Consider the following 23,008-nt stretch of genomic DNA (forward strand, 5'->3'; position numbering starts at 1 on the left):
GGCCGCTCCGAAAGCGCGAGCGGACGATGCAAGGCTTTCGATCTCCAGGCAGCCTGCAGCGCTTCGTCGCCGTCTTCTCCGCCGTCCGCAATCTGTTCGTCCCGCCCCGGTCCCGTCGCTCCGCCCTCGCCATCCATCTGCATCGTCTGTGCGCCATGGCACAATGGAAAGCCGTCGCTGGCCTCGCAGCGTGAGCCCGTCACCCGGTTGAGTTCGCTTCAATGGTCCGCGGTTAACGTGACAACGCCGTTCTGCATCTCAAGCGCCCTATGGCGCTGGTGCCCTTCGCGCTCGGCTCGGCGGTCGGCCAGATCCCGGCGATCATGCGCGAGAGTGACGCATTGAGCGACCCGATGAAGCCGGTCACCGAGACGATCGGCAGCGGGCCATTCCGCTTCAACCGGGCGGAATGGCGTAGTGGCGCCAAGGTCGTCTATGACCGCAATCCCGACTACGTGCCGCGGCAGGAGCCGGCCGACGGGCTCGCCGGCGGACGCGTCGTCAAGGTCGACCGCGTCGAATGGGTGATTATGCCCGACCAGGCGACGGCCGCCGCGGCCCTGCAGACCGGCGAGATCGATATCTGGGAGACGCCCAGCCAGGACCTGATCCCCGTCATTGCGACGAGCAAGGAGATCAAGGTCGACCGTTTTGCAAATCTCTCCAACCAGGCGTTGCTGCGGCCGAACAGCCTGCACCCGCCCTTCAACGACCCGAAGGCGCGCCTCGCCCTCGCCTATGCCACGGACCAAGCTGAATTCCTTGCCGCCGGCTATGGTGACGAGGAGTGGTGGAAGCGCTGCAATTCCTATTTCATCTGCGGCGGGCCGAACGGCACCGAGGCAGGCGCGGAGGCTTTTGCCAAGCCCGACCTCGAGACGGCCAAGCGCCTGCTGGCGGAAAGTGGTTACAAGGGCGAGAAGCTGGTTCTAAACACCAGCAACGACATCGCTCCGATCGGGCACATGGCGGAGGTCGCAGCGGCTTCGCTGAGGAAGGTCGGATTCAACATCGACGTGCAGGTTTCCGATTGGGGCACGGCCGTGACCCGTCAGGGGAACCGGGGAACGCAGGACCAGGGGGGCTGGAACCTGTTCGTGACGACGGCGTCCGGCGCGACGATGCAGTCCCCTTTGACCAACATCGGCACCAACATGGCCTGCGAGAAGGCCTGGGCAGGCTGGCCCTGCGACGCGCAGGCCGAGACGCTGCGTGGCGCAGCGGTCGATGCTCCCGATGACGCCAGCCGGACCCTCGCGGTCGAGGCGCTGCACCGGCGCTTGGCGGAGATGCAGCCCTACCGGGTGCTGGGCCAGTTCGATCAGCCCTATGCCCGGCGGACCACCGTGTCCGGCGTGTTGAAGGCTCCGGTCATGCTGTTCTGGAACATTGAGAAGAAATAGCCCCGCAAGCTGCAGCGATGGCGACCCTGGCGTGGGGCCCGGTCCGCCGCGCGTCCCCATCGCCGGAGAGCCGACGGTTGTTTCGGGGGAATGGCGAGCGCCGATGGCGCTTGCGGCCGACGGCCTTCTTACTCGTGTCGAACCCGCGCGTTTTTTTCCGCCGCCGGCGCCTTGATCATGGCTGGCGACCACAGCTGCGTGTGACGCACTCGCGATCAAACTGCCGGGGAGCGGACGTTCTGAAGGTCGGCTCGGGGTCGATTTTACCCCTTCGACCAAGGCCTGAAAGCAGACGTCCGATCGGGCGGCAGCACATGCCGAAGTTCGCTCCTACGGAGACTACTCATCTAAAAGCCAAAACGCGCTCTGTGCTGGAGTTCGTCACGCGACATTTGCGCAAAGCGGAGGGCGGGCAGCAGGTCGTTCTCCTCAGCAAGATCACGGCCATAGGCCCCTGAAAGCATTGTCAGACCAGCCTCGTGAAGCGTCGCCGGCCGACCGGCAAGGCGCCCGAGAAGGATTGTCGGCCACAGCCCGAACGGAGCGTCTTCCAGGACGTAGCGGCTGTCGGATGTCGCGGGACCAAAGCCGCCCTTGCCGCGCTTATGCAGTTCTGCGTTCATCTCGGCGATGCCCGCGACAGGTAGCTGATAGGAAAACGCGTAGTGCGATCTTTGAACGACGGGAGTTCACGCTAACCTCGGTCGGCGAGGTCTTCCGGCCTGTGGTCAACGTGGTGCCCCAGGCGAAGGTGGGCGCCCGAACCCGGCGTTCCGCGAGTAGTCGCGAAAGATAGAGCGCGCCGAACGACGCATGAGAACTGATGATGACCGCCTGTCCCTCTCGCAGATAATCGGCCGTTGCCTCAAGCGCCATCTTGTGCGCGTTAGCGGGCATCACCAGCATCACGACGTCCGACTCGGTGATGGCTTCCTTAGCGCTGTAGGCGACATCTGGATAAAAGCTCGTTTCGATCGCCATCGTGGCACGCAGAGGCGAACCAGCAGCCAGGTCGGAGGGTGCTGCGATCTGAAGGGGACCATAGCGTCGGCCGATGTCCGCCCACCGAAAGTTGGGCGGCCGCGCCGAATGCGGCGCCGCCAGCGCCCAAAATGCTTACGCGCATTGGAGAAAAACCCTCCATGTCAAACTGATAAAATCGGCGCAGATAGTCCGAAATGCCGATCGTCTCGATCACGCATTGACGACGGCGTCTGCCGAACTGAAGACGTCGGCTATCAACCTGTCGCGTGCGGTTGCGGGGTGGATGACAAACCCGGGAATTGTTTCGCGCGAAATGTCCGCGAGCCCGTCGATCAGGCCAGAGACGAGTGCCGTAAGTGGGCGCCCGTTTGGTGTCACGACGGCCCAAAGAAAGGAGATGGTTACGTCGATCGGCAGGATCGCTACACCTTTGACCGGCATGCCATAGGCGATCACCGGCTCTACGATGGCGATGCCAAGGCCTGCACGCGCCGACATGATGGCGGTGTTGGACGTGTTGGTGTCCAGAATGGACGCCGGGGTCACGCCCTGTTGCCGAAGCGCAAGGTCGACCCGCCGCCTCCAGCGGAAAGGATTGGCCATGGTGATCAGGCGTCGACCATTCAGTGCCGAAAGCGGAATGCGCTCTGCTTGGGCGAGTGGATCGTCGGCGGCAACGGCCGCAACGCATGGTGCTTCCCCGATCCAGTGTATTTCCAGGGCGGGATGGTCAACGGGAAGGCTCGTGATGCCGATCTCGGAAACCTGTGTGGAAACGTTATGCACGACCTGCTCGGCGATCGAGGTTCGGATGTGGACCTGTTCTGGCAGGCCGGTAGCGTCGAGACGCTGGAGCGCGGCCGGCAGCATCCCGACGGCGAAGGAAGCGATCGAGGCAATCGACAGCGAGCGGGGCCTATCGAGCGCGATGGCATCGGCTCGCTCGCGCAATTGCCGAAGCCAAGCCATCACTGGCTCGACCTCCTGGTAAAAACGCAGACCTTTCTCGGTGGTGGTGACACGAGGACCGGCGCGATGCAGCAGATCAAAGCCGAGCGAGGATTCGAGATCCTGGATCAGGCGCGTTAGCGCAGGTTGGGAACGTCCGAGCAACCGTGCGGCGCCGGTAATGCTCCCGGCAGACATGACCGCGGCGAATGCTTCCAGTTGTCTCAGATCCATGTCACTCGCCATCAATAATTTTTGAATGCTGCGGACATTTAACGGAAAGGATAATGAGCCGACATCCCAACTCGATCTTGGCAACGGGCGAGATTCGTTTTTTCCTTGAGGCAATGATTACGGTTCTGTCGGTTCGCCCAACGTATGCATGAGGCGGTTGGCCCAGCCGAAGATCGCAGCCGAGAAGACGAGGTCCACGGCTTCCAATGTGGTGAGGCCTGCCTCCCGAAGGGTCTCGACCGCTGCCTGGTCGAGCGCGGGGGGCGTCTCGGAAAGCTCGGCGGCAAAGTCGAAGATCGCCTGGTCGCGCGGCTCGAGCTTCGCGTCGCGCTCGTCCCTGAAGATCGCATCCATGACCTCAGGGCGCTTGGTCAGGCCGTTGAAGCGCGAGGCGTGAACGGCCGCACAGTAAACGCAGCGATTGACGACGGAGGCCCCGACAGCACCGAGCTCGCGTTCGGCCGAGGTCAGGCCGTCCTTGCCGTACATGATCTGATTGAAGAGCGGCGAGCGCACGGCCAGAGATTCCGGGTCGTGCGCCAACGTCAGGACATAAGTTGAGACGCCCTTGTTCGAGGGCGTCACCTGCATCGCCGCAATCTGCTCGGGCGTCGCCGTGGTGGGGTCGACGGGTGTGACATAAGGCGACCAGACCGGGACCTTGGTCGTGAAGGCGTGAACGACGCGGCTCATTTTGCCCCTCCCAGGGCCTGCAGGCCCCTGATGACCCGCGCCTGATAGTTCACGAAGGCGGCGAGTTCGGCGAGGCGAACAATGTCGGGCTCGCCGACGCCGGCCACCTTTAGCGCTTCGATGTCGCGTCGCGTGGCATCGCGCGGGCGCAGCGTCAGCCGATCGGAATGCGCCACGATCGCAGCAATGCGCGTTTGTTCGGACGCCGACACTGCGTCTGCTTGCACCTCGCCGCTGCGGCGCATCAGATCGTCATAATGCGCCGCAAGCGAGTGTTGCGCGTTCTGGCGGGCCATGCGTGCCGCGAGCGCCGCGCGCAAGCCATGACTGAGTCCGCCGGCCTCCTTGGGCAGCAGAACCGCGTCCTGGCTCGCTTGGCTCAGCCGCAAAATTTCGGCCCGTGCCGCTAACGCCTCGGCCAATGGCGTGCCGGCTCGGATTCCAGCCATGTCTTCGATCAGCGTCACAATTCCCGCCCTCGCTAAAGCGTCGGTACAGTCTCACTATGCAGTCCGCGCATCAAGGCGGCCCATGCATTCCAAAATGTTAGATAACACGGCAGATTCATCACAGTTGCATGTTTGATCTGCATCAATGACAACCTATGATCCGTGAAATGAATAGAGCATCCCGCGACGTCGCGCATCTCGAGGCCCCCGCGGCCGTGATGTCGGCCGGAAGCGCCAGGACGCGCTCCGACCGCTCTCAGCCCCCCGTCACGCGCCATATCCACGGTGTAGGAAATCTCGAGGAAATCTCGCGATGAACCACGCTCTGATAGGCTCGACGGGGCTCGATGCATTGGAAGCGCGACTGGCGCAGGATCTCGCCTGGCTGGAGTTGCCGGCCAAATCCTGGGTGCCTCTGCGCGAAGTCGGGGGAGTGCGCGTTCGCGACGTCGTCGTCGTCGGGGCGGGAATGGCGGGCCTGGTCGCCTCGGGCATGCTGAAGCGGCTCGGCGTCGACAACCACGCCGTCTATGACCGTGCTCCCGCGGGCTCGGAGGGCCCCTGGGTGACGTACGCCCGCATGCGCACGCTACGCTCGCCGAAGCAACTCACCGGCCCCGCCATGGGCCTGCCGGCACTGACGTTCCGGGCCTATTACGAAGCCCGCTTCGGCTCCGCCGCCTGGGACGTGCTCGATCGCGCACCGCGCACGGTCTGGATGGACTATCTCGTCTGGTATCGAAAGGTGCTGGAGCTGCCAGTCGAGAACAGTGTCGAGGTCAAGACCATCGCGCCGCGTCCGGACGGGCTCTTGGCGCTGCGTATCGCAAAGGCGGGGGCCGAAAGTACGGTCTTGGCGCGTCACGTCGTCCTGGCGAACGGGCGCGACGGGCTCGGCGGGCCCTACCTGCCGCCGATCGCGCGGACGATAGACCGGCGGTTCTTCGCTCATACCGCCGACGCCATCGATTTCGAGGCGCTGCGCGGCAAGCGGGTCGCGGTGATTGGTGCCGGCGCTTCCTCTATGGACAACGCCGCGGTCGCACTGGAAACCGGGTGCGCGCGGCTCGACCTCTTCATCCGCCGTTCCGACATCCCGCGAGTCAACAAGTTCACCGGCATCGGCAGCCAGGGCGTGGTCCACGGCTTCGCAGGCCTGCCGGACGAGTGGAAATGGCGCTTCCTCGACCATACGCTGCGGGCGCAGACGCCACCGCCGCGACCGAGTACGTTGCGGGTCTCGGCACATGCCAACGCACATTTCCATCTCGGCAGCCCCCTCCTCAAACTGGAGGAAGCGAGTGATCATCTCGTCGTCACGACGGCGAAGGGCCGCTACGAGACTGACTTCATCATCTTCGGCACGGGATTTCAGGTCGACCTCCTGTCGCGACCGGAGCTCGCCGAGGTCGCGCCGCACATCCGGCTCTGGCGCGACCGCTTCGCGGCGCCAGCCGACCTACCCAATCCCGAGCTCGAAAGCTCGCCCGACCTGGGCGAGAATTTCGAGTTCCTGGAGAAGACACCGGGCGTCTGTCCGGCGCTCCATCAGATTCACTGCTTCAACTTTCCGGCGACGCTGAGCCACGGCAAGCTCTCTGGCGACATCCCGGCGATCAGCGAAGGCGCCGACCGGCTGGCGCGCGGCATCGTGCGCAGCCTCTTCGTTGCCGACCGGGAACAGCATTTTGACGCCCTGAAGGCCTTCGACACGCCTGAGCTGCTCGGCGACGAGTGGACCGACGCCGACGCCACCCTGGGAGCACCCCATGCTGCAGCCTGACACCGCAAGCTTCATCGAACTCGACAGCACTCCGGCGAGAGGACGCCAGCCAGAAATGCTTGAAATCAAAGATTTAAAGCTGTCCTACGGGAACACACAGGTCCTGAACGGTGTCGATCTCTCCGTGCGGCGCGGCGACGTGGTGTCGATCATCGGCCCTAGTGGTACCGGCAAGACCACGCTGCTAAAGTGCATCAACTACCTGGTTAAGCCCGCATCTGGAACCATCACGTTCGACCAGATTCGGATGGATTACCGGCGTGTAGACAAGGCAGCGATCCAGGCGATCCGGTGCCGGACGGCCATGGTTTTCCAGCAATTCAACGTCTTCAAGAACATGACGGTCATTCAGAACGTGATGGATCCGCTTGTGGTCGTGCAGCGCAAGTCCAAGGACGAAGCGCGTGAAATCGCCCTGCAAGAGCTTGACCGGGTTGGCCTCTCCGCGAAGCAAGACAGCTATCCGTCCCAGCTCTCTGGTGGACAGCTCCAGCGCACCGGCATCGCGCGTGCGTTGGCAGTTCGGCCGGATGTGATGCTCTTCGACGAACCCACGTCATCGCTTGATCCTGAACTCGTTGGCGAAGTTCTGAAGGTGATCAAAGATGTCGCATCATCAGGAATTACTTCTCTCCTTGTGACCCACGAGATGCAGTTTGCAAAGAGCATCTCGAACCGAATTATCTTCATGGATAAGGGCGTCGTCGCTGCGGACGGAAGCCCGAATGAGATTTTCGATACACCATCCAGCCCACGCCTCGCCCAATTCCTCAATTCCGAACACGCATACAACTAAGAAAGGATTCCTAGACAATGTCTGCAACGAAATCACTTTCGCGCCGTCAGTTCGGTTTGGCTGTTGTTGGCGGAGTAGCGATTGCTCTTTCAACCGCCGGGGCCAGCTATGGTCAGACCTCTGGCAGCTCAGTCCGGACGATCAAGATCGCGACGTCGGCAGAGTCCAAGCCTCTGTCATGGGGCGCAATCGGCGTTGAGCCGCAAGGATATGAGCCCGATGTCCTCAAAGCGATCAATGCAAAGCTGCCGCAGTACAAGTTCGAAATGGAAGGCGCCGCTGATATTGCGCAGGAGACGGGCCTCGTTACCGGTAAGTACGACATATCAACCGGGGGCTACTACAAGAATCCTGCACGCAGCAAGCAATTCCTCATTCCGGAAAACCCAATGGGTGCCAGCTTGCTCAAGATCTATAGCCGCAAGGGAAGCAACATTAACGAATTGAAGGATCTGGTCGGCAAGCAGGTGGTGCCCCTGACGGCCGGCGGAGGTACTTACAGGTTCGTTACCCAATGGCAGGCGGATAACCCGACGTACAAGCTCGACATCACAGCATCAAACGCCGGTGTCCCGTACCCGAATCGCTTGAATGAAATTCAGAATAAAAAATATGATGCAGCTATCCTGCCGTCAAATCTCGGGCAGCAAGAAGTCATCGAAAATCAGAAGCTAGATATCATCGCCAGCGACCCGATTACTATCAACAATACGTACATGCTGATTAATAATTCAGACAGAAATAAGACTTTGCTTGCAGACGTCGACAAGACCCTGAAGGAACTAAAGGACGACGGCACTCTGAGCAAGATCTCGAAGAAGTGGTTCGGAGAGGACATCGTCGTCTACATGAAATAGGGCAATTCGCCCCCAAAGTGTCGACCGTCAATAATCTTATACGACTCAACGATAATGTATCGTTCCTTAAACGTCGGACTGAAAATAGCCTCTCGTTTTTAGTCCGACGTTTCAAATCGGCCGCTGTACGTTCTTCTACCGATTTTAAAAGTTCGAGAAGGAGTGTTCAAAGTGAGCCTCATGGACATGTATGCCATGATACCCGAGCTCCTCTCAGCATTGCCGCTGACGCTCGCCATCATGTTCGTGGCCCTCTTTGCCGGGTTCTGCCTGGCTTTGGTCGCGACGACATTCCGAGTTCGCAGGGTGCCCGTAATCAGTCAGCTGGCCGACCTTTACGTATCCTATGCACGCAGTGTTCCCGTCGTCCTGCAGCTTTTTGTCGCCTTCTACGGGCTCCCCGTATTGGCAGGCCTATTCGGCGTCCCGGATTTTCTCTCTGCTACAGCAGCTTCAATGTTGGGACTGAGCCTCTACCACGGCGGGTATCTGTCAGAGGTCATGCGACCCGCATTCTTGGCCATCGATCGCGGCCAGCATGATGCCGCGGACAGCCTGGGATATTCATTTCTACAAAAGATCTTCCGTGTCGTAGGCCCCCAAACAGTGCATATCGCATTGCCAGGATACGGAAATTCACTAATCTATATGATACACAATGTTGCTTTGGTTATGTATATCGGCGCAGCCGACGTGATGGCAACTGCGCACCTGATCATGGAGCGCGATTATAACCAGTATCAATTCCAAACATACCTTGTACTTGCCGTTATCTATTCTGCGATGTGCCTGATCGTATGGCTCATCGTGCGCTTTTTCGAGCTTCGCTCATCGATGTACGTACCAAACGCTGCGCCGATTAAGACCACGCTCATGGCGAGCGCCTGACAGAGAGGTCGATCACCATGTTTGATATGGATGTTTTGCTTCCAGATTTTCGGGAAATCGTGGGTGCGGTGCCCGTGACGCTCGCGATGGCGCTCCTCGTCTTCGTCTTCTCGACGATCATAGGTGGCCTATTTGCGCTCGTTGAGCATCGACAGATCCCTGTATTGCGGGAATTCGTAATGGCGTACAAGGTAGCCTTTAAAGGCGTCCCGAAGGTTATCGTGATCTTCCTGGTATACTACAGTCTTCCCGCAGTGATTCAATTCTTCGGCTCACTTGTCGGAGTGACACTCAACGGCCACGCAACATCGAATTGGGTCATCCTCGTTGTTTCTTTGATAGCCTGTATGGCTGCGTTCCAAGCGGAGATTGTCAAGGGAGCACTGAATTCTTTTGATACAGGTCAAGCAGATGCGGCTCAATCGTTGGGCTATAAGAACAGTCAACTGTTCCGACGGATCCTGTTTCCACAAGTGGTCGTCGCGGCAATCCCGGACCTGGCCAGCTCGATCATGGTGATCATGAAGGCGCTGTCTCTTGGCTTCGCAATTGAGGTGATCGATATCTTTGCACAGTCCCAATTGACGGCTGCGCTGAATTTCTACTACCTCGAAGCCTTTTTGATTGCCGTCGTGATCTACATGGTGATCGCGTATATCGTTACACAACTTGCCGACAGGACGGAGCGAGCCCTTAGGGTCTGGTAAAGGGTAGCGTCGCCGCAACTCACTAGCGATCAGGTTGCGTCGCAGCCTGCCGAACCGAAGCTGCTGGCGTATTCGGCGGGGGTGGAGACAACCACCTGGCCTGCCCCGGAACTCGGATTGACCAACAGCAAGAAGATTACGCAGGCGCACAAAGAACGAATATGGGCCGTCTATGACGACGGCAGAGTTTAACTTCACTTTTGTCTTCGGGCCAAACAAGGAGCGACGCCATGTCGACCCATGTCTATTTGGTAGATGGCGAAAACTCATTTCGGACTGCGAAAGTTGTCAAAGCTGTCTGGCTGCGCATCGGGATCGTGCTAGCTCTCGCCGCACTCGTGATCTCCCCGATCGCGTTCAGCGCGGGCCGGCGGGGAGCTGGCAGCTTAGGTTGTGAACCCATAAAATGTTGCGGGCTTGAGTGTTGGTTAATAGTCCAGGGCCTCGGAGAGGAGGCTTGGACAGCGCGATACGATTTGAACGAGATGGAATGGCGGCTGATCGAGCCTCTTTTGCCGAACATACCGCGCGGTGTCGCTCGGGTGGACGACCGACAGGTAATCAACGGCATCTTCTATGTGCTTCGGACAGGTTCGCAATGGCGAGACCTGCCGAGCCGGTATGGCCCGTACACGACGGCCTATGGTCGCTTCAATCGCTGGACCAGGGCAGGTGTCTGGCTCAAGGTCTTCGAAGCTCTCGCGGCTAGATCGCCAGCCTCGATACACTTCATCGACGGCCCGATCATGCCTACCCGGCAACATGGCGCTGGTGGAAAAAGGGGGTGGCGGGTCACGCCATCGGCCGTTTTCGTGGAGGATTGAGCATGAACGCCCAGGCTGACCAGCACGGGCTGGCTCGGCACATCGTCCTGTGCGGTACAGCAGAGCTCGTAGGGAATGTTCCCCTCCCCGGTGAACGCGCTGTTCGTGCTGCCCCGAAAGGCGATAGCCTTGCCACGGCCGAGGCTCCGGCCGACGTCAGCGAGATCCCATACTTGGCTGGGTACTGGCATCGGTCGAGACCCTCGATGCAGAAGATGATGGGCGTAGCCATACCGACGTCCTTCACCGGGATTTTGATCCAAACCGGGTCACCCGGATTTGTCGGAACAATCATATCGACGGGCTTTTCCACCGTCGACAAAGTGAAACCCGGTGAATGACGTCGACTGCGCTCTAATCATTCTGAGCGTAGGGTATATCTACATTGAAAGCACATCGCTTTCTCCATTGATTTGCGCACTCATTTTCAGTTGGGGTCAATAGATTGAGGATATGCATCGGGCAGAAGGACGCGAGAGGGTCTTCCTCTTCTGCCATTTGCTTAAACATCACGTTTGGATGGGCAAGCGTTTGGTCTTCCTTCAAAAGGCAAATCACAGCCTTCACCGCTTTCTCTTTTTCGCTAATAATTTGAACTGCCGCGAAAGCGATCGCTACGTAGCTTTCATCTCCCAAGAATATCTCAATTTCCAGGACTTTACCCTTGTTGGTTCTTTCTAATTCTTCCTTTATCGAAATCGAAAGACCCCGTTTAACGTCAAGTGCGTTATACCCCATAACACCCTCCCCGTTATCTGAAGAAGATTACTATACTCCGAGAATGGTTTTCTTTGAATCGATGAGTCCATGGGGTTTTTGGGATTGCCACCAAAAAAAGCCCGCAATTTCCTCTCCGGTGCTCACGGCCGCGAGGGGATCAAAGGAGTGTATAACGGGGTCTCATCGGAACTTACTGTTCGACAAGTTCGGCATGCACGCTCCGCTCAACCGCCAGAGCGCACGCTTCAAGGCCGAGGGGATCGACCTGCCGCTGTCGACGTTGGCCGACCAGGTCGGCCATGGAACCTTCGCTCTGAAGCCAGTCTTCGACCTGATTGAGAACCATGTGCTCGCTGCCGAGCGCCTTCATGGCGACGACACGACGGTCCCGATCGGCCCCCGCTTCGCAAGGGATATTCGCATCGTTCCGGCAAATCGTCGTTGCAGCTATCTATCCGGCCTTATGGCGTCGCTGCCACCGGCCTTGATGAGATCCGCGGATCGGCGCCCAATTACGTTGGCGAGCGCGAAGCTCGATAGGTCCAACGGGCTTGGCCGATCCCGGTCCGACCGGTTGCCATCACTTTGCCGAATGCCCTCGCAGACGAACCGGGTTCCGATTTTACGCCGGAAGCCGGTATTCCTCCCCGCTCATCATGATCGCCCATGCGATCCGAGCGGTTTTGTTGGCGAGCGCGACGGTTGCGACGTTGAACGGACGTCGGTCGAGCAGCTCGGTGATCCAAGCGTTTCTCACCTGATGAATCCGGACACGATGGACAGCCGCTCGAGCCCCATGGATCAGCAGCTTGCGGATGTAGCCATCACCACGCTTGCTGATCCCGCCGAGCCGCTCCTTGCCTCTGGTCGAGTGCTGTTTTGGCACTAGTCCAAGCCAGGCAGCAAAGTGCCGTGCCGAAGAAAAATGCTTGGGATCGCCCACCGTGGCAGCAAGCGCGGTCGCGGCGAACGGGCCTATCGTGGTCACTTTCATCAGCCGGCGGCAGACCTCATCGTCCTGGGCGGTTGTGAGGATGGCCCGATCATAGCGCTCGATATTCTGCTCGGTCTCTCGGATCTGATCGGCCAAAACCAGGAGGGCCCTGCGGGCACATTCCGGAATGCGCTCATCAGTTCCGACGAGCTCCATCAAATCGCGGGCACTTGCCTTTCCCTTGGCGGCAACGATGCCGAATTCGGCCAGGTGACCACGCAGAGCGTTCACCGCACCGGTTCGTTGCCGTGTCAGGAGATCGCGCGTGCGATGGAGCATCAACAATCCTTGCTGCTCCGCGCTCTTGAGAGGAACGAACCGCATGCCGGGACGCTGAACTGCCTCCCAACAGGCTTCCGCGTCTGCGGCGTCGTGCTTGTTCGTCTTCACATAAGCGCGCACGTAACGGGCCGGCATGAGCTTGGGCTCATGGCCCAACTTGGACAACTCCCGGGCCCAATGATGAGCACTGCCGCATGCTTCGAGGCCGACGACGCAACCTGGGAGCCGTGAAAAGAAATCGAGAACCTTTCCACGGGCCAGTTTTCGGCGAATGATCTCACCATCCTCGGTGACCCCGTGAACCTGAAACCAGCTTTTCGAGATATCGAGACCGATCGTCATCCTTGTCATGGCTGTCCTCCTCATGCTGGAGCCGCTGAAGCCTATCAGTAGCGGGGACCGTCCATCTCATTATGTGCGCGATGACGGCCCCTTCGCCGGACCTGCGCCGCCGGCGGCGGTCTATTACGCCTCGAGCGACCGACGCGGCGAGCACCCGCAGAAGCATCTGGCCGGGTTCGCAGGCATCCTTCAATGCGACTGTTACAGCGGCTTTGAGCCGCTGTTCGACCCCCAGCGGAAGCAACAGCCAATCACGCCGGCGTTTTGCTACGCTCATGCCCGGCGCGGATTCTTCGAGCTAGCCGACATCGCGAAAAAGGCCCGCGACGGCAAGAAGGGCAAACCGGTCTCCCCGATCGCCCTGGAGGCGGTCAGGCGCCTCGACGCGCTGTTCGAGATCGAGCGCGCCATCAATGGCTGCAGCGCCGACGAGCGGCATGCCGTGCGCCAGGAAAAGAGCAAGCCGCTTCTCGACGACATGCATGCCTGGTTGCTCCGCGAGCGCGAAACCCTCTCGCGCTCCGCCGAGGTCCTGAAGCCGATCAACTACATGCTCAGGCGCTGGGCCGACTTCGCCCGCTTCCTCGATGACGGCAGGATCTGTTTGTCCAACAACGCCGCGAAAGCGCGCTGCGAGGCATTGCTCTGGGACGGCGCAACTGGACCTTCGCCGGTTCCAAGCGCGGCGCCGATCGTGCCGCCGTCATGCTCACCCTCATCGCCACAGCCCGCCTCAACGGCGTCGACCCGAAGGCCTGGCTCGCCGACGTCCTGGCCCGCATCGCCGATCTGCCCGTCTCGCGTCTGCGCGAACTCCTGCCCTGGGAGTGGCGGCTCCTGCGCGAAGCTGAAAAGCCCGCAGATCAGCAGGCCGCCTGACCCTCGCAAACCGCTATCATAGCGCCGACATCGTACGCGCGCGGGCCTCTATCCCGCGGCCCTCGTCGTATGCGTACAGCCACTCGGCCAGTCGACCATTGCTTTGGCCTAAGGTCAATTAGGACTTGATCTCGCCCGGACACTGCACAGAAGGCCCGTCACTAGAACTGCGCGAATGGACTCTGTCGTAGCTGTGCAGCAGGATCAGGCAAAAGTTCCAAAAGGTAGGGGGTGGATTTTGACCAAATCCGAGGAGTCATCGAGGCCTGCCGCCGTCGACTATGGGGCTCCTACGATAGCCTTTGACGGCGTCGGCGGCCTCCTGCACGGGAACGGCCTCTACAGCATCGTTTTGATTACCGGTCGCCCCACCGTAATGCGCGACCAGACTATCCCCATCGTCCCGGTCGTTTCGTGCCAGCTTCAAAGTAGCCGTGAAGGGCTCCTATCCCTCAAGAAGGCAATCGACGACTTAGTCTTGGCCACTACCGCGCCTCACGGTCAGGCGCAGTGACACGGAGCGCTACCTCTCCTGATGCGGGTCATCCAACTCGCCTTACTGTGTGAAAAAGTGGAGCCGCACTTAACTGGCCAATCGTTCGCGCATGCCGAACGTTGCTTCCCATTCTTCCTCTGACAGCAGCCCGCTCATCTCGTAGCGATCATCGAGGGTGCCAGTGGTAACGACCAGCCGAGATGATCACCGTTGAAGCCGTAGACGTCGTACCCGGTATTGCTCTTCTTCAGATACGCAACGCGCTTGCCGCTCCAAAGATAGATCGTCATTCCTCGACGATGGTCGCGCGGCGGAAGCCGAGGCATGATGGTGCCCCGATCCAACGTCGGAGCCCCACCATGAGCCAGCAGCACCACGTCGGCCTCGATGTCTCCGTGAAAGAGACCGCGGTCTGTATCGTCGATCGCCAGGGAAAGGTCGTGTATCGCACACCCTGAAGCGATCAGCGCCATCGGCCTCGGCCACATCTGAGCTCGCATTGGTCTGGAGGCAGGACCGCTTTCATCGTGGCTCTATGCCGGCTTGGTCGAGGCGGTACTGCCGGTGATCCACGTCGAGACCCGACATATGCGCGCTGCGCTTTCGGCCCGGAACAACATGACCGATCGCAATGACGCGCTCGGCATCGCACAGATGATGCGCGTCGGGCTGCTTAAACCGGTCCACGTCAAAAACTCCGGCCGGCCACTCGTTCAGAGCCGAGTTAGGCCGCAGTCAAGCAGGCCCTTGAAACTCGGCGCGTCACCTGTCATATAATTTTGCGACAGTTGACTAACGGGGGGATGAGCCATGGTGGTTTCGGCTGAGAAGATGATGCCACCGGAAACCGCTGGAACCCTGCACAGGGTGACGGAACTGCTGGGCGGCGCCAAGCTGCTAGCGTGGCGCGTCACTAGCTCCCTGGACGCGCATGAGATGTTGCTACGAGGCCTACCGCCTTCGGCACTGGATCATCTTGTCGGGCAGCTCACCCATATTCAGAAGGCGGATTCGCTGGAGAAGGCGTTCGGCATGAGCCTGCGAACCTATCAGCGGCGCAAGGACGCGCCCGCAAAACCGCTGAGCCAGGAGCAGAGTGGACGGGCGTGGAAGTTCGCCGAGATTCTGTCGAAGGCAACGGATGTTTTCGGTTCGCAGGCAGAGGCTGAACAGTGGTTCGAACGCCCCGCGATCGGCCTTGACCAGCGTCGCCCGATCGACCTTCTGGCGACTCCGGCCGGCGTCGAGCTGGTAGAGGACTATCTGACCCGGCTCGACTACGGTGTCTATGCGTGACGCCATTGCCGAGCGTGCTTGGAGGCGCCGAGCTAATAGCTTGGCGCCTCGATCAAGCCATCCATGCATCGACCTGGGATAGCGGAGAAGGAGCCTATCGGGTCGGAGGGCGATGGAATAGCGCCGGAGTGCGTGCGGTATATTGCGCGCTCGATCCTGCGACGGCCATTCTCGAAGTTGCCGTCCACAAGGGCTTCTGGGTGCTAGACACCGTTCCCCATGTGATGACGGCGGCCGTTATTTCAGACATTGCTGCAGTCCATATCGTCACGCCGGATCGGGTACCGAATCCGAATTGGCTGCGCCCTGGCATCCCAAGTGCCGGCCAGCAGGTTTTTGGCGACGATCTGCTACGGCGGCATGCATTTGTCGTTGTTCCGAGTGTGGTTTCAACCCATAGCTGGAATTTGCTCTTCACGGCCGCCAGGCCGGGCTATGCGCGCCGAGTTCAGGAGTCGTTCGCGCTCGATACCCGACTTCATCCGCCGTCAGCGAAGTGACACGACATAGTGCCGCAGAACAGCGGCATGGTTCTGTTGCAAATTCCCGCGGCGCCATGGAATTTGGGGGTTCGTGCCGTTTCACGCCGCTGCGATAATGAAACTGCGCTGCGAACTGCTGGGCTTTGTCATGCTCCCCCTTCGTCGAGTGCCTCGAGCCTGCGGTGCAGATCGGTTACCTTGATGGCCTCGGTCGTGCCGCTTTACCAGACCGTCATCGGCTATGGCGCCGCCAAGCCGCTGCAGTTCACCCCGGCGCCGAACGAAAATCTGTTCCTCAACCGCATGCGTTGGGGGGAGTGATTCGAGTCCAGCTGGCATTGGCACGTTAACTGCCGGCGGGCGTCAGGGCCTGAACGGGTCGTCATCGGGTTCGCACGCCAACCCATGTCTTGGTCGACCGAATTCGGTTCCTCGCGAAAGTCATGCCCTGAATCGGGTCGGCTAATCACCCTTTTGCCTGCGCGCCCCGTTCGATTTGTCAGCCGACCGGTCGTACAATCGCGAAGGGGGCGATTCATCGGGCCCGCCGGTGGCGAATACGTCACTATCCGCTCGAAGCCATGCCCCAACCAAGAACTGCGCCGCACGTGGCAGGGTGGGGCTATTTCGAGCAGCTCTTGTTCTGCCTCCTAATGAGGAAAGCGCAGCTTCGACGGGCGCAGTGTTCCGACTCCTGACACGGTTTGCCCAAGCTCGAACGTGCCGAAATGCTAATAACATGTCAGTTGTATCTTGCTGCAGCGTCTGTAATCCTTCCTTTCGGGAGGATCGAATGAAAACACATCTCATCATCGGTGCGCTGCTCGGACTGGCCGGGCTGAGCGAGGCCGCAGCCCAGGTGCCGATCCGGGTCTTCGCGAACTCAGCCCATCAAACGGCGTTTCAGGGCACACCTAACAGGCCCGAAACCAATCTCCAGGCGGCTTTCGAGCGCGAGACCGGGTTCAAGATCGTCTGGGAAACGGTGCCGTGGCCGCAGATGCAGCAGAACCTGCTCCGGACCCTGTCATCTGGTACATCGCAGTTCGACGTCGTGATGATCGAGAGCAGTTGGCCCTCACGCGACGTTCTGGAAAAGTTGGTTTCGCTGAAGGAGCGGCAGGCCCAGGCGCTCGAACTCGCCAAGATATTCCCGTCCATGCTCGCCGCTTACCAGCTTGACGGCGATCTCCGCGCGGTGCCGATCCGCTCGAATCCTCAGATCATCCACTACAATAAGCAGATCTTCGAGGAGCGTGGCATTACCGCGCCCAAGACCTTCGAAGATTTCCTAGCTGCCGCCGAGAAGGCCTCGCACAAGCGCGCGGACGGCGCCTCGGTCTATGGCCTAGCCATCAAGCCCGAAGAAGACATCATTACGACCGTCAAGGCTATGGGCGGCAATGTTCTGACGGATGATCACGAAGTAAAGGTCACCGAACCGAAGACCATCAAGGCGATCGAACGGTTGAGGACGCTGGTTGAGCGCGGCGCGCTGCCGCCGAACTTCGCTTCGATGGACGCCACCTCCGTCCAGACGATGATGCGCGAGGGCCTGGCTGCAATGTCGCTGTTCGGCGACAACTATTACAACCGCTTCAACGATCCGGCCTCGTCCCGCGTGGCCGGCAAGGTTGGCTTCTTCGCAATCCCCGGATCGGCCGAAGGCAGCTTCGCTCCGGCCAAGATGGCATTCTGGGGGGCAGCATTCCCGGCCAACGGCCGGGCCGAGGGGCGTGAAGCCGCCTGGACATTCATTCGCTACCTCGCCTCGCCTGCCGTGCAGTTGCGAATGGCCCAGAATGGCAATGGTCCGGTCGATCCCGAGACACTCGCCAATCCGGCCTTTGTCGCGGCCGCCCCCTATAGTGCCGCTTCGGCCGCCGCACTCGCGAACGGCGCCTCCCCGCTGCCGGTGTTCGAAGGTGCCAATCAGGTACGCGACATCTTCGTCAAGGAGGCTGTCGCCGCCATGATGGGCCGTAAGTCAGCACAGGCCGCCATGACTGATGCGCACGCGCAAATCCAACCTCTCGTCGCAGCGCGGCGATAAATTCAGGGGTGGGTCCGGGAATGAACGCGCCCTATGCGCTCTCGAGCCGCGACATCGTTTTGCGCGATGTCGACGTGCTCGTGCTCGGCGGCGGGATGTCCGGTGTCTTCGCCGCATTGGCGGCCAAGACGCCGCACCTGAGCGTCGCCATCGTCGAACCCAGCAATATTCTAGGCGGCCAGGGCACCGCAGGCGGTGTCGCCGGCTTTGTCGGTGACACCGCCCGGGTCAATTACATCTTCGCGGATCTGGTGGCGCGCCTCACCCGCGCCGGCAAGATCGAGCCCTATCGCAGCAATGACGACCGCCGCGCCTATGATCTCGAATCCTGCGGCTTCGCCTTGCAATGCATGCTCGACGAGGCCGGGATTGAGACTTGGCTGCATGCCGCAGCGCTTGATGCCAAGGCTGAGAATGGGAGCGTCACCGAAGTTCTGGTGCGATGTGGGCCGACCCTCGTGCGCGTCAGCCCCCGAGTTGTGATCGATGCGACCGGTAATGCGGTGATTGCCTCAGCCCTCGGCTGTCCTGTCACGCATCTTGGCGCGCGCGAACAATTGCCGATGAGCCTCTATTTCACCCTCTGGAACACCCACCAACTGGTGCGCCCGCTGCTGCCGGAGGGCTGCCCGAGTTGGGAGAGAGACGACGAGCTGCCTATGACGTCCTTGCACGGCTTTGCCGATGGCCGGGTCGAGGTGAAGATGAAAGTCGTCGGCTTCGATGCGGCTGATGGCTTCAGCCTGTCGAAGGCTGAAATCCATGCGCGCCGACAGATGATGGGCCTAGTCTATTATCTTCAGACGCGAGGCTATGGCGGCCGACACACCATCAATGGTGGCGCGCCGCTCGCCACATATACGCTGGCTCATACTGCTCGCAGCATCGGCCAACGCGAAGGCCGGCGCATCATCGGCAAAGCGACCTTGACGGATGCGGATGTCCGCAGCGGCGCGGTGTTCGACGACGCTGTCGCCGTCGGCACCTATCACCTCGACTTCCATTGGCCGGCGACGGAGCGGCGTGCAGGAACGGGCGTCACCGACATGGTCGAACCTTATCACATCCCGCTCGGCGCGATGATCCCGCAGGGCGCGAGCAATGTTCTTTGCCCCGGGCGTTCCCTGTCGGGCGAGCAACTGGCGCTGAGCTCCTACCGGGCGATGACGACATGCGCCCAGATGGGCTTCGGCGCGGGTAAAGCGGCAGCGCTCGCCGCAGCGCACGGCGGCGATATCGAGCGGATCGACATCAAGACTCTACGCCGGGACATCGAGGCAGGCGGCCAAAGTCTCGATCTGTCAACCTACGGCGACTATCTCCGTTGTCTGCGCCGGATCGACGAAGACACCGGCCTCGTGGCGGAAGGCGAGGCCGAGCTGAAACTGGTTCGCGCTCGGAACGGCCGGACCTATCTCGCCTGCCTCCAGCGCAGCGGGAAACTCACGATCTCCCTGCGCTTCCACCGCCACTGGTCGACCGTTGCCGTGACGCAGTTGGCCGGGCCCGCGCGACTGGTCAGATTTGCTAGTACAGGCGACGGGCTGCTCGACATGCAGCTCTCCGATGGCGGCGGCCGGCTCATGGCCTTTCGCGGTGAGGTCGCCCTCGCCTCTGACCGCGCGCCTTTGTCCTTACAGCTTCTGCCGGAACCGGGTTTAACTACCGCCTCGACGCTTGAGCGGAGCGAGAGTCTCGATGGCGGCAGCATAGCCATGGACGATCAGTTGACCGTCATTGCTATCTCCCCGACTGGGGCTAGCGCCGTACGCAGCGATTGCCGAACGTTCCAGACAACACTGGTCGCGCGCATCCTGGACGGCCACGAGATTCAGCTTTACCGCGCCGACGGGGCGGCGCGCGCGAACGGCGCGCACTTGATAGCGTTTGTCAAAGCGCCCGCAAAGGAGACCCGTTTCCTGATCCTTAGCCACGACCTCAATGGTGCCGTCACACCCGACATGATCGCGACTCCAATAGGTATCGCCGTCGCCTTCAGCGATTTGGACGGCAGGATCCGCTTGTGGGAAGGCGCGCTTGAGCAATTCTCGGCGCTGGGTTCGCCGGCGCCAGACCCGAGGGAGCTGCAGCGCGCACCTTACCAGGATCGGGTTCTGCTGGCGGGAGCACTCGGGGATGCCCGCCAGGACGCGCGTTGAGTTGAAGCCCGGCGCGGTAGGCCACGTAGCGAGCAAGCTCGCCCCCTTGCGCAACTGGTCGCTGGTGATGCCGCTTTATGCGCTTGTCACCGCCGTGATCGTCTTGCCCGAAATCTGGGCGCTCTATCTCAGTTTTACAGATTATTCAGTCGGCCGTGTTCCGAATTTCGTCGGCCTGAAGAATTATCGCGCGACCCTCGCCGCCGCCGATTTCTGGGCCTCGACCTGGCGCACGGCGGTTTTCGTCGCGATCGCCGTCAGCCTCCAACTCGCCATCGGACTTTGGCTCGCCTGCATTCTCGTGCGCGTGAGGCGCTTTCGCGCGCTGGTGATCGCCTGTCTCGTCGCTCCGATCGCCATGAGCCATGCGGTCACGGCGACGATGTGGAGCTATCTGCTCGATCTCAATGTCGGCCCGATCAACTACGCCATCGAACTTCTAGGCTTTCCCCGGCAGCAATGGCTTTCCTCGGATTCCCTCGCGCTTCCGGTTGTGGCCTTGATCGAATTCTGGGCCGGCATGCCCCACGTCCTCATCTTGCTGTTTCCGATCCGGGCGGCGCTGTCGCCGGAGATCTACGAGGCGGCCGAGATCGATGGTGCCAGCCCATTCCAGAGCTTCCTCAGCATCACGCTTCCCTTGATGATGGCCGGGTTGCTAATCGCCGCCGTCTTCCGCGTCATCATCACCATGCGCGCTTTCGGGACTGTCTGGATACTGACGAAGGGCGGACCGCTCGAGGCCACGCAGATCCTCTCGATCTATCTCTACAAGGTAGGATTCAGCTACTGGGAATTCGGACGGGCCGCCGCCATCGCCTGGCTCATGCTGCTGTTGACGGCCGCTGCCGCCAGCATTCAGGTCATCCGGCTTTATCGGGAACACTAAGATGGAGTCGCGTGCAAGGCTGGGCTGGATAGATCGTATTGTGCTCGGAATTGCCGTGTTCGTCTCGGTCGTCCCGATCCTGGTGGTCGCGCTCTCGGCCCTGAAACCCGACCGGGACATCTTCTCTTATCGGCCGATCCTGCTTTTCTGGCCCACGCTGGCGAATTTCTTCAGTCTCGGCGAACGCTGGAGCAAGTTCATGCTGGGTCTGGCCAACAGCGCGGCTGTGACCGGCGGGTCGATTCTACTCGTGCTGGCCGTCAGTCTTCCGGCCGCCTACGCCTTCTCGCGCTTGCCGCAATTCGGCGTGCGGCGCTCATCGGCGGTCCTGCTTGCGCTGAAGATGTTGCCGCCTCTGGTCGTCACCGTGCCGCTGTTCCCGATCTTTTCGAGCGTGGGCCTTGATGATTCCCGCCTCGGACTGGTCCTGGTCTATGCGGCCTTCGAGGTCAGCCTAGCGGTGATGATCCTGAAGACCTTCATCGACAACGTTCCGCTGGAAATCGAGGAGGCCTCCTTTCTCGACGGCTGCAGCCGTTTTCAGGCCTTTCGACGCATCATCCTGCCGCTGATCTGGCCGGGTATTCTGACAGTCGCCATCGTCGTCGCTGTGTTCGCCTGGAACGATTATATGTTTGGGCTCGTGCTAACGACGACGCGCACCGCAACCGCCCCAGTCGTCCTGGCCGACATGCTGTCGGGCATCGGCGAAGGCACTGCCAACTGGGGTGAGGTCTTCGCTGCGGCAACGCTGCAGATGGTCCCGGTGCTAATTTTTGTCTGGATCGTCCAGAAGCAGATGTTCTTTGGGGCCATGCTCGGTGCCACGAAAGGCTGATCGATGGTGAGAAATCTACCCGCCGTCGTCTTCGAGGCATCCTCCCGCCAGCGGGCCTACGACAGCTTCGTAAAGAACCTGCTCGCCCACCGGATCAGGCCCGGCCAATTTCTCTCGCAGCGCGAATTGGTCGACATGACCGGCTTGCCGATCGGCACGATCCGCGAACTGGTGTCTCGCCTCGAAGGCGAAAGGCTGGTCAACGTAGTACCGAGCCGCGGGATGCAGATCGCCTATGTCGACATCGACTTGGTCAAGGACGCTTTCCAATACCGGCTGATGATCGAAAAGGAAGCCACGGCGAGCTTCATCGAGACGGCAACCGACCAGGCCATCCTGGCGATGCGCCGCGAACATGAGGAGATTCTGGAGCAGGATTGCCTGCGGGCAAACGGCCGAAAACCGGAATTCGACATGCTGGCCCGCGCCCGGGACGTTGACAGCGCCTTTCACGCAGTGATCGTCGATTCGCTCGGAAATCGGATCATCTCGGAAGCCTATCGCCTTAACTCGCTCAAGCTGAGTCTGATCCGGCAGGAACGCGGATTAATGACGGATTCTCTGGTTTCGATTGCGATGGGCGATCATCTGCGGATTATCGCCGCGCTAGAACGTCGCGATGGACCGGCCGCAGTGGCCGCAATGAGCGACCACGTGCTGCGCGGCTGCTCGCGCGCGCTTAGCCTGTAGGAATGTACGGACTTTGCGGGGGAGCAGATCGTCAAGCTGTTGCTGCTCGGGAAAACTAACAGCGAGCTCACTCAGGGACTGTCCGGTATTTTGTGTCCGGGGCCATAGTGACGCCGATGGAGGGCGCTCATGGTCATCAAGAAGGACACACTGGATCAGTTGCTTGCGGGACGTGATCCGCGCGATGTTTTCGCCAAGGACGGGCTGGTCGATGAGCTGAAGAAGGCCCTGGCGAACCGGGTCTTGTCGGCGGAACTGGACGATCACCTCGACGGCGAGGCGGCTGCCGGAAAGCCCAATCGCCGCAACGGCTATTCGAAGA

The 23,008-nt window shown here is 60.6% G+C and carries 24 protein-coding genes and 4 pseudogenes; 20 read left to right on the forward strand and 8 right to left on the reverse strand.

Going from position 1 to position 23,008, the window contains the following annotated elements; all coding sequences use genetic code 11:
• Positions 1–194: pseudogene (locus tag AC1DW9_RS33795) on the forward strand (IS6 family transposase); the annotation flags it as partial.
• Positions 195–251: 57 nt separating this feature from the next.
• Positions 252–1,403: an ABC transporter substrate-binding protein gene (locus AC1DW9_RS33800; RefSeq protein ID WP_476777250.1), complete on the forward strand. Its 1,152-nt coding sequence runs from the start codon at positions 252–254 to the stop codon at positions 1,401–1,403.
• Positions 1,404–1,750: 347 nt separating this feature from the next.
• Here AC1DW9_RS33800 and AC1DW9_RS33805 read toward each other — a convergent pair whose 3' ends face one another.
• The 5 genes from AC1DW9_RS33805 to AC1DW9_RS33825 all read right to left on the reverse strand — a co-directional run bounded on the left by AC1DW9_RS33805 (position 1,751) and on the right by AC1DW9_RS33825 (position 4,729).
• Positions 1,751–2,026, reverse strand: coding sequence for an NAD/NADP octopine/nopaline dehydrogenase family protein (locus AC1DW9_RS33805; protein ID WP_476777234.1), 276 nt, complete (start codon positions 2,024–2,026; stop codon positions 1,751–1,753).
• Positions 2,007–2,384: a hypothetical protein gene (locus tag AC1DW9_RS33810; RefSeq protein ID WP_476777235.1), complete on the reverse strand. Its 378-nt coding sequence runs from the start codon at positions 2,382–2,384 to the stop codon at positions 2,007–2,009. Before AC1DW9_RS33810 ends, AC1DW9_RS33805 begins: the two co-directional genes overlap by 20 nt.
• 213 nt (positions 2,385–2,597) lie before the next feature.
• Positions 2,598–3,581: a LysR family transcriptional regulator gene (locus AC1DW9_RS33815; RefSeq protein WP_476777236.1), complete on the reverse strand. Its 984-nt coding sequence runs from the start codon at positions 3,579–3,581 to the stop codon at positions 2,598–2,600.
• A gap of 105 nt (positions 3,582–3,686) precedes the next feature.
• Positions 3,687–4,262 carry a peroxidase-related enzyme gene (locus AC1DW9_RS33820; protein ID WP_476825724.1) on the reverse strand — a complete coding sequence of 192 codons (576 nt, stop codon included), beginning with the start codon at positions 4,260–4,262 and terminating at the stop codon, positions 3,687–3,689.
• The gene (locus AC1DW9_RS33825; RefSeq protein WP_476777238.1) at positions 4,259–4,729 is read right to left on the reverse strand and encodes a CMD domain-containing protein; all 471 of its coding nucleotides are present in this window, start codon (positions 4,727–4,729) and stop codon (positions 4,259–4,261) included. The genes AC1DW9_RS33820 and AC1DW9_RS33825 overlap by 4 nt, the downstream gene beginning before the upstream one ends.
• Positions 4,730–5,024: 295 nt before the next feature.
• Here AC1DW9_RS33825 and AC1DW9_RS33830 point away from each other — a divergent pair, with 295 nt between their 5' ends.
• The 7 genes from AC1DW9_RS33830 to AC1DW9_RS33860 all read left to right on the forward strand — a co-directional run bounded on the left by AC1DW9_RS33830 (position 5,025) and on the right by AC1DW9_RS33860 (position 10,907).
• Entirely contained in the window at positions 5,025–6,494 is a 1,470-nt protein-coding gene (locus tag AC1DW9_RS33830; protein WP_476777239.1) for an NAD(P)-binding domain-containing protein, read from the forward strand.
• A gap of 55 nt (positions 6,495–6,549) precedes the next feature.
• Positions 6,550–7,290 (forward strand): amino acid ABC transporter ATP-binding protein, encoded by a 741-nt coding sequence (locus AC1DW9_RS33835; RefSeq protein WP_476777251.1) that lies wholly within the window; start codon positions 6,550–6,552, stop codon positions 7,288–7,290.
• Positions 7,291–7,307: 17 nt separating this feature from the next.
• Positions 7,308–8,147 carry a transporter substrate-binding domain-containing protein gene (locus AC1DW9_RS33840; protein WP_476777240.1) on the forward strand — a complete coding sequence of 280 codons (840 nt, stop codon included), beginning with the start codon at positions 7,308–7,310 and terminating at the stop codon, positions 8,145–8,147.
• A gap of 180 nt (positions 8,148–8,327) precedes the next feature.
• Complete coding sequence (locus AC1DW9_RS33845) at positions 8,328–9,035, forward strand: amino acid ABC transporter permease (protein WP_476777252.1); 708 nt, start codon at positions 8,328–8,330, stop codon at positions 9,033–9,035.
• Between the two features lie 17 nt (positions 9,036–9,052).
• Positions 9,053–9,742 carry an amino acid ABC transporter permease gene (locus tag AC1DW9_RS33850; RefSeq protein WP_476777241.1) on the forward strand — a complete coding sequence of 230 codons (690 nt, stop codon included), beginning with the start codon at positions 9,053–9,055 and terminating at the stop codon, positions 9,740–9,742.
• Between the two features lie 230 nt (positions 9,743–9,972).
• Positions 9,973–10,566: an IS5 family transposase gene (locus AC1DW9_RS33855; protein ID WP_476777242.1), complete on the forward strand. Its 594-nt coding sequence runs from the start codon at positions 9,973–9,975 to the stop codon at positions 10,564–10,566.
• Positions 10,567–10,568: 2 nt separating this feature from the next.
• Complete coding sequence (locus AC1DW9_RS33860) at positions 10,569–10,907, forward strand: hypothetical protein (RefSeq protein WP_476777243.1); 339 nt, start codon at positions 10,569–10,571, stop codon at positions 10,905–10,907.
• Positions 10,908–10,920: 13 nt separating this feature from the next.
• Here AC1DW9_RS33860 and AC1DW9_RS33865 read toward each other — a convergent pair whose 3' ends face one another.
• On the reverse strand, positions 10,921–11,304 hold the full coding sequence (locus AC1DW9_RS33865) for a hypothetical protein (RefSeq protein ID WP_476777244.1): 384 nt from the start codon (positions 11,302–11,304) through the stop codon (positions 10,921–10,923).
• Positions 11,305–11,476: 172 nt separating this feature from the next.
• Here AC1DW9_RS33865 and AC1DW9_RS33870 point away from each other — a divergent pair.
• Positions 11,477–11,680, forward strand: a pseudogene (locus tag AC1DW9_RS33870) (IS66 family transposase); the annotation flags it as partial.
• Between the two features lie 228 nt (positions 11,681–11,908).
• Here the strand turns inward: AC1DW9_RS33870 and AC1DW9_RS33875 are convergent.
• Positions 11,909–12,913: an IS110 family RNA-guided transposase gene (locus tag AC1DW9_RS33875; RefSeq protein WP_476777245.1), complete on the reverse strand. Its 1,005-nt coding sequence runs from the start codon at positions 12,911–12,913 to the stop codon at positions 11,909–11,911.
• Between the two features lie 61 nt (positions 12,914–12,974).
• Here AC1DW9_RS33875 and tnpC point away from each other — a divergent pair.
• Positions 12,975–13,783, forward strand: a pseudogene (tnpC, locus tag AC1DW9_RS33880) (IS66 family transposase); the annotation flags it as partial.
• 648 nt (positions 13,784–14,431) lie between these two features.
• Here the strand turns inward: tnpC and AC1DW9_RS33885 are convergent.
• The gene (locus AC1DW9_RS33885; RefSeq protein ID WP_441508491.1) at positions 14,432–14,605 is read right to left on the reverse strand and encodes a 4-fold beta flower protein; all 174 of its coding nucleotides are present in this window, start codon (positions 14,603–14,605) and stop codon (positions 14,432–14,434) included.
• Positions 14,606–14,638: 33 nt separating this feature from the next.
• On the opposite strand from AC1DW9_RS33885, the pseudogene AC1DW9_RS33890 reads away from it, so the two are divergent.
• The 9 genes and pseudogenes from AC1DW9_RS33890 to AC1DW9_RS33930 form a co-directional block, all read left to right on the forward strand.
• A pseudogene (locus AC1DW9_RS33890) lies at positions 14,639–15,029 on the forward strand (IS110 family transposase); the annotation flags it as partial.
• Between the two features lie 81 nt (positions 15,030–15,110).
• The gene (gene parS / locus AC1DW9_RS33895) at positions 15,111–15,575 is read left to right on the forward strand and encodes a type II RES/Xre toxin-antitoxin system antitoxin (RefSeq protein WP_476777253.1); all 465 of its coding nucleotides are present in this window, start codon (positions 15,111–15,113) and stop codon (positions 15,573–15,575) included.
• Entirely contained in the window at positions 15,572–16,075 is a 504-nt protein-coding gene (locus AC1DW9_RS33900; RefSeq protein ID WP_441508492.1) for an RES family NAD+ phosphorylase, read from the forward strand. The genes parS and AC1DW9_RS33900 overlap by 4 nt, the downstream gene beginning before the upstream one ends.
• Before the next feature lie 532 nt (positions 16,076–16,607).
• Positions 16,608–18,110 (forward strand): ABC transporter substrate-binding protein, encoded by a 1,503-nt coding sequence (locus AC1DW9_RS33905; RefSeq protein ID WP_476777246.1) that lies wholly within the window; start codon positions 16,608–16,610, stop codon positions 18,108–18,110.
• Between the two features lie 20 nt (positions 18,111–18,130).
• Positions 18,131–20,269: an FAD-dependent oxidoreductase gene (locus AC1DW9_RS33910; RefSeq protein WP_476777247.1), complete on the forward strand. Its 2,139-nt coding sequence runs from the start codon at positions 18,131–18,133 to the stop codon at positions 20,267–20,269.
• The gene (locus AC1DW9_RS33915; protein ID WP_476770793.1) at positions 20,247–21,158 is read left to right on the forward strand and encodes a carbohydrate ABC transporter permease; all 912 of its coding nucleotides are present in this window, start codon (positions 20,247–20,249) and stop codon (positions 21,156–21,158) included. Before AC1DW9_RS33910 ends, AC1DW9_RS33915 begins: the two co-directional genes overlap by 23 nt.
• A 1-nt stretch (position 21,159) precedes the next feature.
• Complete coding sequence (locus AC1DW9_RS33920; protein WP_476777248.1) at positions 21,160–21,996, forward strand: carbohydrate ABC transporter permease; 837 nt, start codon at positions 21,160–21,162, stop codon at positions 21,994–21,996.
• Between the two features lie 3 nt (positions 21,997–21,999).
• On the forward strand, positions 22,000–22,686 hold the full coding sequence (locus tag AC1DW9_RS33925; RefSeq protein WP_441508497.1) for a GntR family transcriptional regulator: 687 nt from the start codon (positions 22,000–22,002) through the stop codon (positions 22,684–22,686).
• Between the two features lie 129 nt (positions 22,687–22,815).
• Positions 22,816–23,008 (forward strand): transposase (locus tag AC1DW9_RS33930; protein ID WP_476777249.1); only part of this gene is annotated, 193 nt, incomplete at its 3' end.

The organism is Allobosea sp. P4_E12, from assembly GCF_056401655.1.

Excerpts from the sequence above, each read along its gene's own strand:
- AC1DW9_RS33805 (WP_476777234.1), bottom strand. The coding sequence starts at position 2,026 with ATGAACGCAGAACTGCATAAGCGCGGCAAGGGCGGCTTTGGTCCCGCG.
- AC1DW9_RS33810 (WP_476777235.1), bottom strand. The coding sequence starts at position 2,384 with ATGGCGATCGAAACGAGCTTTTATCCAGATGTCGCCTACAGCGCTAAG.
- AC1DW9_RS33815 (WP_476777236.1), bottom strand. The coding sequence starts at position 3,581 with ATGGCGAGTGACATGGATCTGAGACAACTGGAAGCATTCGCCGCGGTC.
- AC1DW9_RS33820 (WP_476825724.1), bottom strand. The coding sequence starts at position 4,262 with ATGAGCCGCGTCGTTCACGCCTTCACGACCAAGGTCCCGGTCTGGTCG.
- AC1DW9_RS33830 (WP_476777239.1), top strand. The coding sequence starts at position 5,025 with ATGAACCACGCTCTGATAGGCTCGACGGGGCTCGATGCATTGGAAGCG.
- AC1DW9_RS33835 (WP_476777251.1), top strand. The coding sequence starts at position 6,550 with ATGCTTGAAATCAAAGATTTAAAGCTGTCCTACGGGAACACACAGGTC.
- AC1DW9_RS33840 (WP_476777240.1), top strand. The coding sequence starts at position 7,308 with ATGTCTGCAACGAAATCACTTTCGCGCCGTCAGTTCGGTTTGGCTGTT.
- AC1DW9_RS33845 (WP_476777252.1), top strand. The coding sequence starts at position 8,328 with ATGGACATGTATGCCATGATACCCGAGCTCCTCTCAGCATTGCCGCTG.
- AC1DW9_RS33850 (WP_476777241.1), top strand. The coding sequence starts at position 9,053 with ATGTTTGATATGGATGTTTTGCTTCCAGATTTTCGGGAAATCGTGGGT.
- AC1DW9_RS33855 (WP_476777242.1), top strand. The coding sequence starts at position 9,973 with ATGTCGACCCATGTCTATTTGGTAGATGGCGAAAACTCATTTCGGACT.
- AC1DW9_RS33860 (WP_476777243.1), top strand. The coding sequence starts at position 10,569 with ATGAACGCCCAGGCTGACCAGCACGGGCTGGCTCGGCACATCGTCCTG.
- AC1DW9_RS33865 (WP_476777244.1), bottom strand. The coding sequence starts at position 11,304 with ATGGGGTATAACGCACTTGACGTTAAACGGGGTCTTTCGATTTCGATA.
- AC1DW9_RS33875 (WP_476777245.1), bottom strand. The coding sequence starts at position 12,913 with ATGACAAGGATGACGATCGGTCTCGATATCTCGAAAAGCTGGTTTCAG.
- AC1DW9_RS33885 (WP_441508491.1), bottom strand. The coding sequence starts at position 14,605 with ATGCCTCGGCTTCCGCCGCGCGACCATCGTCGAGGAATGACGATCTAT.
- parS (WP_476777253.1), top strand. The coding sequence starts at position 15,111 with ATGATGCCACCGGAAACCGCTGGAACCCTGCACAGGGTGACGGAACTG.
- AC1DW9_RS33910 (WP_476777247.1), top strand. The coding sequence starts at position 18,131 with ATGAACGCGCCCTATGCGCTCTCGAGCCGCGACATCGTTTTGCGCGAT.
- AC1DW9_RS33915 (WP_476770793.1), top strand. The coding sequence starts at position 20,247 with ATGCCCGCCAGGACGCGCGTTGAGTTGAAGCCCGGCGCGGTAGGCCAC.
- AC1DW9_RS33920 (WP_476777248.1), top strand. The coding sequence starts at position 21,160 with ATGGAGTCGCGTGCAAGGCTGGGCTGGATAGATCGTATTGTGCTCGGA.
- AC1DW9_RS33925 (WP_441508497.1), top strand. The coding sequence starts at position 22,000 with ATGGTGAGAAATCTACCCGCCGTCGTCTTCGAGGCATCCTCCCGCCAG.